Here is an 18,011-nt window from a genome sequence, read left to right as displayed (position 1 = left end):
ACCATCAACCATAACTCTCCTCTATGAAATTCGGGTTAAAAAAGCTATTTTCACGCATCAAAAAAACAAAACAACCCTAATGGCATTAAGCAGGATTTGGTCGGCATTTATTATTGTAGCTATTGTTGTAGCTTGTATTAAATGCTTTTTCTTTGGGCAAAGCGATATTTTTAACTGGATGGTAATCGGAAAGTCCGATGATCCGGCAAATCCGCTTAAATTGGACGGAATTATTCAAACCTGTTCCATTGCTGTAAAACTTTGTATTGAGTTGGTAGGCACTTTGGCTTTGTTTATGGGCTTTATGGCTATTGCAGAAAAAGCAGGTGGTATTCGTTTATTATCAAGGATGATCAGCCCGTTTTTTTCAAAGCTTTTTCCTGAAGTGCCAAAAGGTCACCCTTCTATGGGCCACATGATCATGAACTTTTCAGCAAACTTATTAGGTTTAGATAATGCAGCAACCCCTTTCGGTATTAAAGCCATGGAAAGTTTGCAGGAGTTGAATCCGAATAAAGATGTTGCCAGTAATTCGCAGATTATGTTTTTATGCCTGCACGCCGCAGGTTTGTGTTTGATCCCTGTAAGTGTAATTGCCATCCGCTCAACCCAAAATGCGCAGAATCCTACCGATATTTTTATTCCCTGTATGATTGTAACCTTTGTAGGTACCATGGCTGCAATGCTGATTGTTTCTTTCAAGCAGAAAATCAATCTTTTACAACCTGCTATTTTAACATGGGTTTTAGGAATTTCAGCAGTAATTGCAGCAATAGTGTGGTATGTGAGCCGTTTAAATGCAGCAAGCGTTACTTCTTTCTCTGGCCTGCTAAGTGGTGGACTTATTTTACTGATCTTTTTACTCATCGTTATTGGTGCGCTATACAAGAAAATAGACATTTTTGATTCTTTTGTTGAAGGCGCAAAAGGCGGATTTGAAACGGCCATCAAAATTATCCCCTATTTAGTGGGGATTTTAGTTGCCGTATGTATGTTGAGGACTAGCGGAACTTTTGATGTAATCATGAACGGAATTAAACATGCTTTCATCTTTTTAGGCGCAGATACCCGTTTCGTTGATGCACTACCTACGGCTTTGATCAGGCCTTTGAGTGGCGGAGCGGCCAGAGGCATGATGGTGAGTACCATGATTGCCAACGGACCAGATTCTTTTGCCAGCAGATTATCAGGGGTATTTCAGGGTGCATCAGATACCACTTTTTATGTAGTAGCTGTTTATTTTGGTGCTGTTGGCATCAGAAATACCCGTTATGCAATTGGTTCGATGTTATTGGCCGATTTAGTTGGTGTAATTACTGCGATAAGCATGGCTTACCTCTTTTGGCCTGGATTAAAATAAAAGCATAAAAAATCTCCATTTGAGAAAGCCAAATGGAGATTTTTTTTTATGAGCATTATATCAGATGTGCATAAACTACGAAACCGGAATGGAAATCCTATTGATGATTTCATCAATAGCATCAGGATCAATTGCTACATTTTTCGAAGCACACCATTTTTCTGTTTTATTATCTAACCAGATACAGAAAGAATGATAGCCATCTAAAACAACGGCATAGGTTTCGTGAAAATCATCTTGGATACGCATGCAAAATCCCTTAAAAATTTTGCCTCTAACATTGAATTGCAGGGTGGAATAATTTTCTAACATGGCTCATTATATTTTTGGTTAATTTACAACAAATTATAAACGAGAATGTTTCGTTAATTTAAAGGAATTAATAATTAATTCTTAAGCTAACTGCAAAGACTTAACCTATGTTTAACATGTTGGAATAGCCTTTAGCTATTAAACGCTTTTTTGAGGGTAAAAATATTTCGCACTGCAGATTTAGTATCGTACGGCCTCTTTTTACAATCGAGGTTTCTGCAACAACTTCGTCGCCTTCGCTTGCAGTAGCAAAATAATCGATATAATTATTTACGGTGGTGTATCGTTCATTTAATCCCATCGTAAAAACAGTTGCTCCAATTAAATCATCAATAATACCTGCTGTTACACCGCCATGCAAAATTTGATAAGGATTGGTCATCTCTTTACGGATGGTATACTGGCAAATTAATATGCCATGATCTGCTTTGATTAAAACCGGGGCCAGCCAGTTCATAAAGTTTGAAGGCGAATTGGTAATTACCTTGCCAATTGATTGCCTTAAAAAAGTTAAACGCTGTTCGCTTAAAGATGGTTCCATTAGATGTAAAATGTTATCATGTAAGATGGATGAGGTAAAAGTAGGAAAAATGGAGCATAATTCGTAGTCCATAGTCCATAGTCCATAGTCCATAGTCCATAGTCCATAAGATGGAACGGCTGGCAGAAAAAAGGTTTAATGACGCCAAAGAAAAATGTAAGATGGAATCATGTAAGATGGATAATGGGGTAAGCTCACATTATAGTCATCCATCATCCATCTCCCTTCTTACATCATCCATCTTACATCAACCATCTTATCCTCTATTCTTAAATTGGTATTATAACTTTAAAACTCAGGTTCCTGCCCATATTGTAAATCCCTGACCGGCCATTGGGTGAGCGGTTATAATATTCAAAATACTTCAACCTGTTTAGATTTGACTGGTAGGCGATATTAAAAATATTATCGGCCTGAAGAAAAATATCGAATAAGGTTTTTCCTTTTTTAGTTTTTAGTGTTGATCCTATTCCTCCGTTAATCAATGTATAACCTGAGGTAAAGCTTTCAGTATTATCAAGCGCATAAAATTTATCCTGATCAGCGAAAAAAGCAGCATCAATTTTAATATAAGGTTTGTCAAAAATACCTACAGGCTTTTGCGCTGTTGCTTTAATCTCCGTTCTCACTTGTAATGGCGGAATAAAAGGCAAATATTTCGCGTCTCTACTATGTTTATCTAACAGTTCCTGGTTCTGGTTCAACCCGACTACATAAGCGAGACTATTATTGAAACTTAGCCATTTTAAATTTGCAGGATGTAGATTTATCGAAATTTCTGCACCATATAATCTGGCTTTTGATTGCTGATACTGATAGGTTAAGTTACCAGGAACAATAACCACCGGATTTCCGCTGGCATCGGTTAAGCGCGATTGATAAATGTAGTTCTGAATATTGTTGTTAAACAGTTCCAGGCTTATATCTGCATCTCTCAAATAGGCAATAATGCCAATATCTTCCTGAAGGTTAAACTCTGGTTTAAAGGTCCTGTTGCCCAGGTACACAATGTGCGCACCTGGATCTAATCCATTAGAACCGATTTCTGTGATATTTGGAGCCCGATACCCTCTCGCGATATTGGCCTTAATCAAAAGTTTGTCTGAAATATTATACGTTAAGCCCAGGCTTCCTGATAAGCCATAATAGTTTTTATTAAAAGATGGAAACTGCAATTTTCCCGTAGGGTTGTTTGCGCTTACCTGCTCGCCGAAACCGGTTTGTGCATTGGTACCTACATAAAAATCGCCCCAATTGATATTCCTTCTATCGATTCTGATTCCGCCGGAAACATCTACCTTGCCCATCGATTTCTTTGCGAAATAAAAAGCTCCGATATCAAAAAGATCATAATCGGGAATAGGAAAATCGGTAGCGGACTTGCTCCTGTTTCCCTGGTACATACCATTAACCCCGATGGTACTTTCGATACCTGCAAAATCGGGCAGATTGTATTTAAGATCATAGTTAAAAGTGTTTAACACCACATAAAGCCCGGCCTGACCTGGTAATGTAGGGTGGTTATACTCTCTCCTTACGCTTTGCTGTCCGCCAATCAATACATTTAAATCACTCGTTCCAAATTTAAACTGACTCGTATTATAAAAACGGTAATGTTGAATGTGTTGATGCAAGGGATTTATGGAATAGGTATTCAATTCACTTTCAGGCACAACAGGCCTGTTTTTAATATCGTCTCCATCATCCAAAACCTGTCTGGTAAATCGTCTGGATAAAGAATCTCTGCTGCCATCAGGAATTTCCATCAAATTATCATAATAGGTGATGGCTGTTTTAGTAAAACCCCAGGCCTTATCTACTCTGGCACTGGCAGATAAATTGTATTCTCTAAAAGCTGTACCATACACCAATCCATCAATTTTATTTTGGTAATTATGTGCTGTTTTCCCGGTCGCCCTAAAGGTGTATTTCCAATCTTTTTTAATGTAGGCCAGTCCGAGCGATGATCCGATCATCCCATTATTGCTTTGGTAATTTGCAGTAAAATCGCCTTTCAACTTTCCATCTTCAAAATTCGGCGTATAAGGAATCATATTAATTACTCCAGCCAATGCATCGGAACCATAGGTTAGGCTAGCCGGACCTTTTACAACTTCAGCACGTGTAATGCCATATTCATCTACCTCAATTCCATGTTCATCGCCCCATTGCTGCCCCTCCTGCCTTAAACCGTCATACAATGTTAACACACGATTATAACCTAATCCCCTTATAAAAGGCTTAGAAACATTTGGGCCAGTGGTAACGGCTGTAATTCCAGGCACGCCTTTAACAATAGCTTCTATCAGGTTCGTATTTACATTTTGATCCATTGTTTTTTTAGAAAGTACGGCAATAGGCACAGGACTTTTCCGTAATTGTGTTGCGCGGTTTACCCCCGTAATTACCACGTCGTTTAGATCTGATGCTAAACTTAATAAGTCGGCATTAACCAAAGTGGTATCTCCTTTTAATGTTATTCTAATTCTTTTTGACTGATAACCGATGCCTGAAAAAACCAGATCGCAATTTCCAGAAGCGATTCCGCTGAATTGATAGCTACCTGAACTACCCGATTTTGTTAATTGGTTCGTACCTAAAATTTTAATAGTGATGTTTTCTACAGGTACATGCTGAGATGTCACGAATCCCTTAACTGTAACCTTTTGGGCAATGGCATTTAGTGATATAAAAAAACAGAAGCAATATAATAATGGAGATTTCATAAATGCAAAAATGATTTATCTAAATATAATTTTAGACAAATCTAAATTTTAATTTATATATATCAAATAAAATATTTAGATGATATTTAAGACAAAGGTAGATAAGCGTTTAGCGTAAGGCGAAAAGTTTTTTTAATGCTGAGAGGTGGTATGGAATGCTTACAGTTTCCGGCCTTTTTTTGATCTATCAGAAAACTATAACGTATGTCGCCAACGGATTAGCAGATTTACGCAGAGATGGACCCTTAGATTCCGCTACAATTGACAGATCTCTTAAGAAGGTCGTCATTGCTGACGATAATCTGAGGTGATTTAATCCCTTTAAATTCTTATTTAATTTATATTGATTTTTATACAAAAATTAACGCTCAGGGTGACACATTTAAGGGAAATAATCAAGAGAAAGGCTCTTCAAATACACTCAGCATAACACACGTAGATATGGTAGTGCTTAAACACTTGAGTATTTTGGGTTATATACAATTGAAATAATTTAAAGATTATTCGTATTTAAGTGCATCTACAGCGTTAGCTTTAGCTGCGCGATACGATCTAAAACTTACTGTAACCATTGTTAACAGCATTGATCCAATCATCGCTAATAAGAATGGCCATAAACCGAGAGCAGTGCGATAAGCAAACCCAGATAGCCATTTATTTGCTAAAATATAAGCTAAGGGCCAAGCCACGAGGTTTGCTATAAAAACCATTTTAACAAAAGATCCATTGAGCATTTTTATGAGTTCGACAGTGGTAGCACCTAAAACTTTTCTGATAGCCATTTCGCGTGTACGTTGTGTGGCAACAAAAGATATTAATCCAAAAAGGCCGATAAAAGAAATAAACATAATTACAACGGCAAAAATCTTAAATAAAAGGCCCGTAATCCGTTCCGACTCATAATATCCGTTAATATCGTCATCAATAAATTTTGCTGAATACACCTCATTTGGAAAACTGCTTTTCCACATGGTTTCGATGTTTCTCATCGCTTCAATAAGCTGTTTACGATTAAGCTTGACAGCCATATTATAATAGTGCTTTTTCTCCTGATAGAAAACCATAGGCGAAATTTTCTCCTGAAGCGACTGATCATTAAAATCTTTTACTACCCCAACAATTGGCCCTGTTCTTCCATTTTGCGAAATTACTTTTCCCAGCGCTAGCTGAGCATTCGAAATTCCTATTTTTTTGACAAAGGTCTCGTTGGCGATATAAGCATTTGCCGTATCACTTTTCCCGTAAACCTTACCTGCCACAAACTGAAGTCCAAACAGATCAAAATAGTGTTCATCGCTTATAGAAAGCCGCACTTCAAAGTCTTTATTCTCGCGGCCATCTACATAAAAATTGGTAGTATTCATCATACCCGAAAGTGGTGGCCGTATAAAATAACTCTGCATTTCCACACCAGGTATGTGCAACAGTTTTTCTCTGAACATTTGCTGTTTGGTTAGGCTGGCACTATCTCCGGGAAAATTGATTAGTACAATCGCATCCTTTTTAAAACCAAGGGGTTTTTCCCTTACATATTGCATTTGCCTCACTACTACAACCGTAGCAATTATCAGCACAATAGTAATGGTGAACTGCATCACAATCAGCACCATGCGAAGGTTAAAATTCCCTGACTTGATGCGCACTTTATTCTTAATGGCTAAAGCAGGACTAAAACCTGAAATAATCATTGCCGGATAAAATCCTGCAAGAAAGCTTACAGTTAGCACCATAAAAAACAGAAAAACAAGAATTATAGGGCTTGCAAAAAGAGAAAGATTGATCTGCCCTTTAAAAAGGCTGGCCAACTGAGGTAATAATAACTCTGAAAATATACAAGCCAAAAGCATAGAAACAGTAGCAATTGCAGCAGTTTCCACTAAAAATTGAAGCACAAGCTGCTTACGCATTGCTCCCATCACTTTGCGTACGCCTACCTCTTTCGAACGGTTTACTGACTGAGCGGTGGCCAGATTAATAAAGTTGATACATGCTGTGACCATTAAAAAGAGTCCGATAATGGCCAAACTATACACTTCTTTTTTCGTAATAGCGGTACCAGCAAAATTATTGTAACGTTCACTAAAATGCACATCAGCTAAAGGCTGTAAGCGACTCTTTTGATTGCCTGGTAATTTTTTCTGTTTTAAATATTTATTATTTAACCTTTCTAACGACTGTTCTAATAATGGCATAGAAGCGCCTTTTTTCAGGAGCACAAAACACTCATCATATGAATTTACCGAATCCCAATCCTGGTTTTTACTTCCGGAAAAAGTTGGAAAACTGATCATAATATCCATTGGAACACTGGTACTTTCGGGTAGATCAGCAAATACACCGACAACAGTTAGTGGGATAGAATTCCAGAAAGTAAAACTTTTACCAATAGCAAGCTGGGCAGAACCAAAAAGTGTTCTGGCAGTTTTTTCGGATAGCACTACAGTATTAGGCCGGGAAAGCGATTGTCCGGCCTGACCAAAAAGCCATTTTACCGCTAATATATCAAACAGATCGGATTCAGTAAAGTATACCTCACGAACGGCTTTAAAGCGTTCAGTGCCATCATTATTCTTAACCATTACCACACCGCTATTGCGCGAAATTCTTGCAATTTTCTCTATTCCTTCTAACTCTTGTTTAGCAGCCGGAGCAAACGGTATGGCTACACCTGCAGAATAATCATCAAAATTATTGTATTTCCAATCGGTTACAAACCTATATATCCGATCTGAATTTTTAAAGTGTGTATCATAACTCAATTGAAACCTGATAAATATGAAGATCAAAATGCAACTTGTCATCCCAATAGACAGACCAAGTATGTTAATCAAGGTATATGATCTGTTTTTAATCAGATTTCTAAAAGCAATTTTCAAGTTTAATTTGAACATAGAGTTAAATTTCGGCAAACAACTCCATTCTTATGCCAAATATAAATATGCGGTTTAAAACGGGGAAAAGGCGAATAAAATACAATTACTGTTCAGAAACGAACAATACTGTACGCAAGCGGACAGTAAATTTCACTAACAATATATAAATTCTCAAAATCGCCTTATAACCTATATCTAACTGATTACAAACAACATGCACTGACTCTATTAAAATCGGCAGGAAAATCCTTTCAAAATTTTTATCCGTATATCGTCATAAACACGGTTATTATGATTATAATTGGATGCAAAAGAGTGAATGAAACTTATAATACCTGAAGGATTGTTATCCCTAAGGGAGTTGTAAACAGTACTAATCCTATAAACAAAATATATGTTGGTGATCAATAATTTTGAAGAGTATGAATCGCATCTGGGTAAAGAACTGGGTGTTTCACAATGGCATACTATAGACCAGGCACAGATCAATAAATTTGCTGATGCAACCCTGGATCATCAATGGATACACACCGATCCGGAGAAAGCTAAAAATGAGGGGCCTTTTAAGGCAACAATTGCGCATGGATATTTAACCTTGTCGTTAATTCCTTATTTATGGAAGCAGATTGCAGATGTACGTAATATTAAAATGGAAATTAATTATGGCATTGAACGCTTTAAATTTGGCCAGGCCGTTTTAGTGGATAGCGAAGTGCAGTTAAAAGCTAAATTAATTTCTATCAGTAATTTGAGAGGAATAACTAAAGTTACCATTCAGGCTACTCTTGTAATTAAAGACCAGCCAAAACCAGCATATGTGGGTGACGTGGTATTTTTATATCATTTTATATAAGAATCATCTAATTCAGGCAATTTAATTTCGTTCATGCCCGGGGAATTAATGTTGGGCAAACTGGTTTTAGCTAGCGACATTTTAATGACATAGAATGGACCTTATTTCCTGCCCGCGGCAAGCGTCGAGATATCATCGGAATAAAATCATCAATACATATTCTCACGCCGGATTCGCATGAATAATCTTCATATATTCAATAAAACTTATATTTGAAGCGCTACCTATGCCTGTGCCAAAAAAATTGACCGATTTTGATTTGATTCAACTTTTAAAAGCTGATGATCAGACCGCCTTTGCTGAAATTTATAAACGTTATGCAAGAAGCCTCGCAGATTTTACAGCATCAAAATTATTTAATCTAGAAGATGCACAAGATATTATTCACGACCTTTTCGTTAAATTTTGGGAAGACAGGAAACAATTACACATTACTTCCAATTTAAAAACTTACTTATTTACTATTGCCCGTCGCCGAATCATCGATAAAATACGTTGGAATATTATCCGTGAAGAATATTCGGTAATGCTGCAATCACTAGCAAATTCATATGATCCGAATACGGAGGAACAAATGGCAGCTAAAGAACTTCAACAAACTATCAATAACTCGTTGAATGAACTGTCCCCAAAAGTAAAAGAAATCTATCACATGAGCCGTGAAGAAAATCTTAGTATCTCAGAAATCGCAAAAAAACTGATTCTATCTGAGCAGACAGTAAAAAACCAACTATCCATTGCATTGAAGCATCTGAGGAAATCATTAACAACAAGCTCTACTTATTTTTTTTTACTTTGGTGGCTGTTTTATTGACATTACCTCTTGATTAAAAAATATTTCATTTTATTATAGTACTAATTGGCATTTCATACGACTACTGTTAAAATGCTGTAAAAGATGGATTGGAATATTATGGAAGCCTTGTTGGATCGCTACCTGAAGAACGAGACTTCTCAGGAAGAAAATGAGTTAATAGAAAACTGGTTGCAGGAAAACGATAATCCTCATTCGCAATGGCAACATTATAACCAGGGGCAGAAAGACCAGTGGTTAGAGAATGTCGTCTTTACTAAAATAAAGCATAGTATCGAGGCCAATGAACCCAAAATAGCTGTGATATCACATCAAAGGTCTATATGGCGGAGTGTAGCCGCAGTTGCGGCAATATTTTTTATAGGCCTTATGCTGTATCTTGAATGGCCTATACTACAATATCACTTGCTTCCGACACAGTTAACCATCCTTGAAGTACCTACAAACCAACAAAAGAAGATCACACTTGCAGATGGCAGTTTTATTTGGATTAACGGGAATTCTCAATTAAGGTATCCTAAGCAATTTACTGGTAATGTAAGAGAGGTTTATCTTTCCGGGGAGGCTTTTTTCGATATTCACCATGATGAAAAAAAGCCCTTTATTATCCATACAGGAAAAGTAATTACCACGGTTTTGGGAACAGCTTTTGATATTAAAGAAGATAAAATCAAACATACCATTCTGGTCACAGTAACTCGGGGAAGAGTCAGCGTTGCTAATGGAAAAAAGCAGTTAGGTATCATTACTCCAAGGCAACAAATCAGTCTTAATTTATTGGATAATAAGTCTACTAGGACTGTAGTGGATATCAAACAGGCTATATCATGGCAGAAAAGGGAACTGCATTTTGAAGACATCACCTTTGCAGAGGCAGCTTTGGAGCTAGAGCAACGTTTTAGGATAAAAATCAATTTTAGTAATGATAAGATAAAAAACTGTCGCTTTACAGGCACTGCCCTGAAAGGTGAAAAATTAGAGAAAATATTAAAGGTAATCTGCGCTTTTAACAATGCAACCTATCAGACAAAATCAGATAAAAGTATTATGATCGATGGGGCAGGATGTAACTAGTAAAAAGATGAAAAAGCAAAAAGAATAGCAAGCTAAGGCATACTTGTACTCCAGGCAGTATAGTATCAAAATAGATCCTGCAAGCCGACGGCTATCGGCTTACAGGTGTCCCAGAAACGGGGTTTTAAATCATTTGGTAATCACTTAAAACATATAAAAGTATGAATATTTCTGCAAAAAAGCAGAAGCTGGTAGGCTTAAGTGCCTTTTTGACCGGCAATAAACTGTTAAATTCATTGTTAATCTGTCAATTGATGCGTGTAAGTGGAATAGTAATTATTTTATTATCAACAACAGTTGGCGTACTACACGCCAATTCAAGTAAAGGCCAGGATATGGCCACCGAAAAAGTAACTATTGGTTTACAGTATGAAAGTTTGACAACTGGCCTTGAAAAAATAGAACAGCAAACAAGTCTTCGTTTTTTTTATCGCAAAGCAGATGTTAAAGTGATCAAAAGTCTTAGTTTACCTGTTCGTGTAAGAACAGTTCAAGAAACCCTTAACGAATTATTACGAAATACATTTTTTTCGTTTAGACAGATCGATGGCAATATTTTGCTGGAAAAAAACAATCTACAAACAGAATATTTAATAAATGGCCGTGTTGTCAGCATTAACCAACATTCCATACCATATGCAACCGTAAGTTTAATTCAGGTGGATATCAATAAATCAATCCAAACTATCCAAACAGATACAAGTGGGAATTTTAAATTTACAGCCAACAAAAAAGGAGATTATTTAGTCAAAATTTCCGCCATGGGGATGGATAGCCTATCAGTTGCGATTACATTGTCCGATGCTAAAGTGATCCAATTACCCGATATTGTGCTCACTTCGTCTTCTACCATACTAAGAGACGTTGTTGTAACAGCATCTAAACCACTTATTAAACAGGAAATTGACCGTTTGACCTATAATGTACAGTCAGACCCGGAAAAGGATATTCTAAGCGCGTTGGAATTATTAAGAAAAGTTCCGCTGGTATCAATAACCGGTGATGATAAAATAGAAGTAAAAGGCAACAGTAATTTCAGGATTTTAATTAATGGGCGCCCATCCTCACTAATAGCAAACAACCCATCAGATGTTTTTAGAAGTATGCCTGCAAATACCATTCAGAGTATTGAGGTAATTACTAATCCTCCTTCGAAATATGATGCAGAAGGCATAGCAGGAATAATAAATATCATCACAAACAAAAAAATAGAACAGGGTTACAACGCTTCTGTGGGTGCGTATTATAATACTTTAAATCAAAGAGGACTAAATAGTTCGCTTACCTTAAAAACCAATAAGATCGGAATTAATGGCTTTTTTGGAAGCAATTGGCAAGATAACCCTGCATCAACTTTCAAAAATTCGCAATTGGGTACGTCGTTCATTAATACACTTTCTACCGAACAGGGACAAATGATCAACTCCAGAAATGCATTATATGGGAATGTAGAAATTAGCTACGAAATTGACTCATTGAATTTAATAACAGGTACTATGGGCTTAAACAATAGTAAAAACAACCAAAAAAGCGATCAGTTTTTTAATTTAATGAATAGCCAAAGTATTATTGAACAATCTTATCATATTGATTATTCAGGAAAAGATAATAGAAAAGGCAATGATTTCGGGATAAATTATCAATTAGGGTTTCCTAACAAGAAAGACCAACTTTTAACAGCGTCTTACAAATATAACGAATCCGATTATACTGAAAACAATACTAACATTGCAACTCAACGTTTTAATTATCCCAACAATGATAGGGGACAATTTAATAACTCGGGAGCAAAAGAGCAGACTATCCAATTGGACTATGTACATCCCTTAAAATCTTTGAACATTGAGGGAGGGGCAAAAGCTATATTAAGGGATAATTATAGTGATTTTACCTACAAAAGTTTTGTGCCCGGAAGTGGAGATGAGGTCTCTAACAATACCGTTAACTCATTTAAATACTTAAATAATATTTATGGATTTTATAATACATACCATTTAAAGTTTAAGAAATGGGGCATTAAAGCAGGGGTGCGCCTAGAAGTTACAACAATTAATGCTGATTTTATAACCGTTGGTTCGAAGGTAGACCGTACCTATAGCAATCTTATTCCAACGATAGTTTTTCAAAGGATTTTTGAAAATCAAAACAATTTAACACTGGGATATACCCAACGAATTCAACGACCAGGTATAATGCAGCTCAATCCATTTGAAAATAAATCTAACACATTATACTGGGAAGCTGGAAACCCTGACTTGCTACCGGTTTTAAACCATAATTTTGAGTTAACTTACAGTAATTTTAAAAAGGGATCTCTAAACATTTCAGTTAATTATCTCTTTGCTAATAACTCGGTACAGCAAGTTGCTGCTTTAGGCAAAGATTCTGTTACCAGATATACCTATCAAAATATAGGAAAGAATGATGATCTCGGTTTTAATTTAAATTTCAGCTATACCATAGCAAAAGGTTTTACAGTCAACGCTAATGGCAGAATATCATATTTATGGCTTACCGGCACTTCAAACGGACAATTTGCTTCTAATCAAGGATTTAAAGGAAATACAAATGTTTCGTTTTCTCATTTTTTAGAAAAATATAACTTCCGTACTTCTTTAGATTTCGGAACAAATAGCCCCGAAATATATTTACAGGGAAAATCAAGGTCCTCATACAATTCTTCACTTAGTTTAAATAAGCAGTTTTTCAATAAAAGTCTTTCCATATCGGCCTCCGTTAGTAATCCATTTGAAAAGTACAGAAACTGGTATACTAGGTTTACTACTCCTGATTTTACCTCAGATTACAATTCTAGAAACAATTTTCGTAGATTCAATTTCAGTGTAAACTATAAGTTTGGAGGGCTTAAATCGACCATTAAGAAAAATAAAAGAGGTATAAATAATGATGATTATTTAAAATAACGTTGGGTCAAGCTATAGGTTAGTTAGATCGTGTTAACTTTAGGCGTCTTACGCAGATAATTTCATCCTTAAAAAAAATGATTCTTAAAAAAGAACATAGTAATTCAGGTATTTACCATTGCTTTTGAAGTGATAAATACCTGCTTTTTCAACAATTTGTTCATCCGATTATTAGCACTGTGAAAGTGTAATAATTAGTTTTATTCACATGTTACTAAGCTTGATCATTGTTTCTTCGCTCAATAATTGAACGATGATTGGTGGATCAGGGAACTCTCATACCTATAATGGTACAGCATTCAATTTTCATTGAAACGATGGAAGTATTGCTCCTAATTCTAGTTGGTAAGGCAATCGGCTATGTTATGAAATTTTGGCAACATACATTGCCTTTATGGTTCATTACATCCTGAAAATAAAAGTATTTACAATGAATTAGGCCTTGTAGGCATGGGAAAGTGAAACCAACTATTCGTCGGAACACCGCATAATGAAAGACGCCAAAATTGCCTATTGACTGTTTGCAACATGTAGAAAACATCGCAAGGATCCAAAGAACTGGATCACTAAAGTGCATTTAAAAAGTAATAACCCTGAATACAGTGAAAGATATAACGACCTCATACTATACTGTTAAAAAAACAGCAGATTTAATTAAAGGCATAATAAAGGACTTGAGGCATATACTTATGTATGTATACATTATTTTTTAATTGAATTGGCAGAAACTCTCTTAGTTTGGTGTCTAAAAGTGCGCGAAAAAATCCTCGGACTTCTGCAAAGTCTTCCAACTAAAATGTGCGAATGAGTTATCACGGACAACTTTCATAGAAATATCTTCTTATGGCAATAATCTGAACATATCCTCATCCTTATTATCATCGCCAGTGACCATCACAAAATCGCATTTTTTTGTTTAGTATTTGAAAATCACTTTCTCTTTATTTACACCATTTTATTCGATGACTTTTTTTACCGTGTAAAATATTAAACCTTCGATATTAGGAAGAATTTAATTCACTGAGAAGTTCAGCAGCCCTTTTTTACCTAAATTTTCCTCAACACCTCGATAATGCAGGTAACGGAATAATATTTTTATTTTATAAATGCGCCGGGAGTATCATTCACAAATCTATTTAGAATCGAATTGACCTCGTCTTTCCATTCTAGTGTTCGGTTTTCCAAACTATACCAAATTCCACGTTTTTTCCAAGATGCTCCATGTTTGCAATTAAGTTTATTGTGGTTTGCCCAACCATCGTTCTAGATTTTCATGCGATCGACCATTAACTATGATAAAGAGGTTAATTTTCCCAGGAATTATAAAAAACATATTCAGATTATCAAGCATAGAAAACATTCCCCTATAATTCTGAAACCTAGTTCCATTAATTAAAAAGTCTTTTGAGAAATTCTTTATCATTACTCAAAGATATCCAGCTAAAATGCCCGGTGTTGTTGTATTCGTAAGAGCTAACAGAAGTACCTTGTTGCTCCATTTGCGACTTTATTAACTGAACAGCAACAAGCGGAACATAGGGGTCATCTTTGCTTACACTCATAATAAATGAGATGTTTTTAAGCGTTTGCAGATCAACTGAAGACAAAGGTCTTATTGAGCTCATCAAAATAGCTGTATTGAATAATTTTGGATAAGTTAAAATAGTCTCCCAAACCATTGATCCTCCACTTGATAACCCTGCAACATACATATCCTTCTTTTCGATACGATATTGTTTTTTTATTTTATTGGCAAACTCAACAGTGGCCATCATGTTATAATGCGCCTTGAGAATGTTCGACTTAGTTTTGATAGGCTTTGGTACGAGCACAAAATATGGCTGATCTGGTTTATCTACAAATATGTTAACAAAATGCACAAGTGCAACTCGCCCGGTGTCTGACTTACCCGGATAAAATACAAATAATCGATATTTTTTACGTGGATTATAATTCTGTGGCTTCAGCAAGTAATAAAATAATGAATCTTTATTTTTAATATAAACACTATCCTTAAAGGAATCTGCCACACGTTTTTGTTTCTCAATAGAATAACCGCCGTTTGGTTCGATCAAATTTTGTACTTCCATATCCTCCAACTGATTATTTGTTTGAACCACATTAGATCCGCAATCTATTTTCTTTTTCACACCTGACCGTACATAATTATCAGAGATCTCAAAGTGTGGAGTATCTGGTGTAGACTCTTGAAACTTGATGCCTTGGTGCAGGCCATATTGAAACCTGACAGTATCTTTTGTAAATATTTCTCCATCATTTGTAGAATAATTTGGCATGTTAAAATCATCAGTAATGGAATCGTTTAACCGGCAATTTGACACTACTGCATATTGTTTCGCTTTCAACATGATATTTGCATCATCTGGCTTGGGATAAATCTGCCAAGCGTCCTTAACTTCATCAACCCATTTTAAATTCTCAAGCGTTACTGCGTTGTTGGATCTCACACCAAAAACTATAATATTGTCTCTAAAGTAGTTAGTAAAGTTAATAGCGACGCGATTAATATCTATGTTAACCACCCCAATATTTTTGGTTTTTGCATTATCACATCTTATCTCCTTAAACGCTGAGGACTCTGGCGCAGGTCCTGAAAAAACCGGGGTGAATTGTGGAAATATAAACCTGGTAGCAGGTCTGTACCCTGGATCCTTTGCATCCTTCATATGTTTAGGTGTGGCCCCTCTTACAATTACGCCAGTATATAATACCAGATTTTCGTCAAAATAGTAATCACCTTCAGGAAAATATAAGACGCCTCCTCCTTTAGTAGAAAGATTAATCATAATCTCCTCTAAGCACGTTAGATTAACGTGCCGATTCTGATCTATTAATCCCTGTATTTGGGAAGCATCAGTCACATTTCCCCATTTTAACTGGTTGGTCCAGTGCTGTGAAATTTTAAACCTCGTGGTATAAGGGTTGTCGGAAGGTATTTGGCTATAAGAAATTCTAGAAATCAGTATTAAAAATAAAATAAAGCTGGCATTTTTCATCGCTGTAAGTTTGTGTTAAAGTTTTAGTTTTGTTGATTAGTTAAGGCTGAGATGGGTTCATCAGTTTCTAATTTATTATCAGTCGTTTCACAATATTATCTTCCCGGACCTTAAGTAAAATTTTGATATTATCTTCAGCCCAGGAACTAATATTATATCTTGACAATCGAGAACGCATTGATTTATTTTTAAGCATTTGCGTAAACGGATCAGCTTCCAACGCGATTTTTAGTGACTCTGCTATATCATCGATACTAAAAGGATTAACAATATGAGCACCTGATAATTCAATGCTTGCACCAGCAGTTTCGCTCAAAATAAGTACGCCGCTTTGATCATTTCGCGAAGCAAGGTATTCTTTCGCAATAAGATTCATACCATCTCTTAAAGGGGTAACCAATGCCACGTCAGCTACAGTATAAATAGTTACCATTTCTTCTACAGACAATGCCTTATGATCATAAAAAACTGGAAACCATACATCTGTACAGAAGCTATTATTAATTTCGGCCACCAATCGGTCGACCTGTTTTTTAACTTTATCAAACGCCTTAACCTTTCGCATAGATGGTGCTGCTATTAAAAGAAGGACAACTTTCTTGTGCTGTTGAGGATTTTCTTTAAGAAAATTCCCATACCCTTTTAATTTGTTAATAATCCCTTTGGTATAATCAAGCCGGTCTATCGACAGAATAATTTTTTGCCCATAAAACTGTGACCGCATTTGTTCAGCCTTTCGCTGAACGGTTAATGAAGAAGCCATTGTCGAAAAACCTTTAAAATCGATATTCATCGGTAATGCTCCATATTTTATTAAACGATTTTGATGATTGATCCGGCCACCATCACAGTTAATCCGCAGAACTCTAGCTATAACCTGCTCAAAGTTATTAACGTAGTCATTTATATGGAACCCAATGAAATCTGCGCCCAAAACCCCCTGCAATAATTCGGATCGCCAGGTACTCATAAGTATTTTAAAAATATCAAAACATGGAAATGGAATGTGTTGAAAGAATCCAATAGTAGCATTTGGTAGTTTGTTTCGGATCAATTGTGGTAACATCAGCAAATGAAAATCATGGATCCATATGATATCACCTTCCTTAAATACTTCCATTACTTTATCACAAAATAAATCATTAGCTTTCTTGTAATACTCCCAACATTTAGCCTCGATCTTTGTATTTGCAGGATCAATGTGAAAAAGTGGCCAGAGGGTTTGATTACAAAAACCATTGTAATAGTATTTTTCTAAATTTCTATCCAAAAATACCGGCACACATTTAAAATCCTCAAGTAGTTTGTCAGTAACATTTTGTTGTTCATGCTCTTCAATGTCTATTCCTGGCCATCCTATCCATAAATACTCTGTAATATTACTGGATTTAATATACGATGAAAGTCCTGTAGAGAGCCCGCCAATACTTGGTGTAAATTCAATAGCACCGTTCGATCCAGGTTTGCCTCTTAATGGCAGTCGATTGGAAACAATTATATATCTCATAATCTAATAA

11 protein-coding genes are annotated in these 18,011 nt (G+C 36.0%); 5 read left to right on the top strand and 6 right to left on the bottom strand.

What is annotated here, in order from left to right; genetic code table 11:
- The first annotated feature begins 79 nt into the window (after nt 1–79).
- Complete coding sequence (locus KYH19_RS06815; protein ID WP_219078088.1) at nt 80–1,360, top strand: nucleoside recognition domain-containing protein; 1,281 nt, start codon at nt 80–82, stop codon at nt 1,358–1,360.
- Nucleotides 1,361–1,435: 75 nt separating this feature from the next.
- Here the strand turns inward: KYH19_RS06815 and KYH19_RS06810 are convergent, their stop codons facing one another.
- From KYH19_RS06810 to KYH19_RS06795, 4 genes are all read right to left on the bottom strand, one after another.
- Nucleotides 1,436–1,609 (bottom strand): hypothetical protein, encoded by a 174-nt coding sequence (locus tag KYH19_RS06810; protein WP_165902604.1) that lies wholly within the window; start codon nt 1,607–1,609, stop codon nt 1,436–1,438.
- A gap of 163 nt (nt 1,610–1,772) precedes the next feature.
- Nucleotides 1,773–2,213: a PaaI family thioesterase gene (locus KYH19_RS06805; RefSeq protein WP_193424466.1), complete on the bottom strand. Its 441-nt coding sequence runs from the start codon at nt 2,211–2,213 to the stop codon at nt 1,773–1,775.
- A gap of 269 nt (nt 2,214–2,482) precedes the next feature.
- Nucleotides 2,483–4,939, bottom strand: coding sequence for a TonB-dependent receptor domain-containing protein (locus KYH19_RS06800; RefSeq protein WP_219078087.1), 2,457 nt, complete (start codon nt 4,937–4,939; stop codon nt 2,483–2,485).
- A gap of 500 nt (nt 4,940–5,439) precedes the next feature.
- Nucleotides 5,440–7,830 carry an ABC transporter permease gene (locus KYH19_RS06795; RefSeq protein WP_219078086.1) on the bottom strand — a complete coding sequence of 797 codons (2,391 nt, stop codon included), beginning with the start codon at nt 7,828–7,830 and terminating at the stop codon, nt 5,440–5,442.
- 376 nt (nt 7,831–8,206) lie between these two features.
- On the opposite strand from KYH19_RS06795, the gene KYH19_RS06790 reads away from it, so the two are divergent.
- The 4 genes from KYH19_RS06790 to KYH19_RS06775 all read left to right on the top strand — a co-directional run bounded on the left by KYH19_RS06790 (nt 8,207) and on the right by KYH19_RS06775 (nt 13,477).
- Nucleotides 8,207–8,665 carry a MaoC family dehydratase gene (locus tag KYH19_RS06790; protein WP_121283284.1) on the top strand — a complete coding sequence of 153 codons (459 nt, stop codon included), beginning with the start codon at nt 8,207–8,209 and terminating at the stop codon, nt 8,663–8,665.
- 226 nt (nt 8,666–8,891) lie between these two features.
- Nucleotides 8,892–9,479, top strand: coding sequence for an RNA polymerase sigma-70 factor (locus KYH19_RS06785; RefSeq protein WP_219078085.1), 588 nt, complete (start codon nt 8,892–8,894; stop codon nt 9,477–9,479).
- Nucleotides 9,480–9,563: 84 nt separating this feature from the next.
- Complete coding sequence (locus KYH19_RS06780) at nt 9,564–10,553, top strand: FecR family protein (RefSeq protein ID WP_219078084.1); 990 nt, start codon at nt 9,564–9,566, stop codon at nt 10,551–10,553.
- 161 nt (nt 10,554–10,714) lie between these two features.
- Nucleotides 10,715–13,477: an outer membrane beta-barrel family protein gene (locus KYH19_RS06775; RefSeq protein WP_219078083.1), complete on the top strand. Its 2,763-nt coding sequence runs from the start codon at nt 10,715–10,717 to the stop codon at nt 13,475–13,477.
- Between the two features lie 1,388 nt (nt 13,478–14,865).
- Here KYH19_RS06775 and KYH19_RS06765 read toward each other — a convergent pair.
- Complete coding sequence (locus KYH19_RS06765; RefSeq protein WP_219078082.1) at nt 14,866–16,494, bottom strand: hypothetical protein; 1,629 nt, start codon at nt 16,492–16,494, stop codon at nt 14,866–14,868.
- A gap of 67 nt (nt 16,495–16,561) precedes the next feature.
- Nucleotides 16,562–18,001, bottom strand: coding sequence for a trehalose-6-phosphate synthase (locus KYH19_RS06760; protein WP_219078081.1), 1,440 nt, complete (start codon nt 17,999–18,001; stop codon nt 16,562–16,564).
- Nucleotides 18,002–18,011 lie beyond the last annotated feature (10 nt).

Origin of the sequence: Pedobacter sp. D749, from assembly GCF_019317285.1 — a bacterium.
In the GTDB taxonomy this organism is placed as follows: Bacteria; Bacteroidota; Bacteroidia; order Sphingobacteriales; family Sphingobacteriaceae; genus Pedobacter.
The sequence above is the reverse complement of the archived record's forward strand: the minus strand, read 5'-3'. Positions and strand labels throughout refer to the sequence as shown.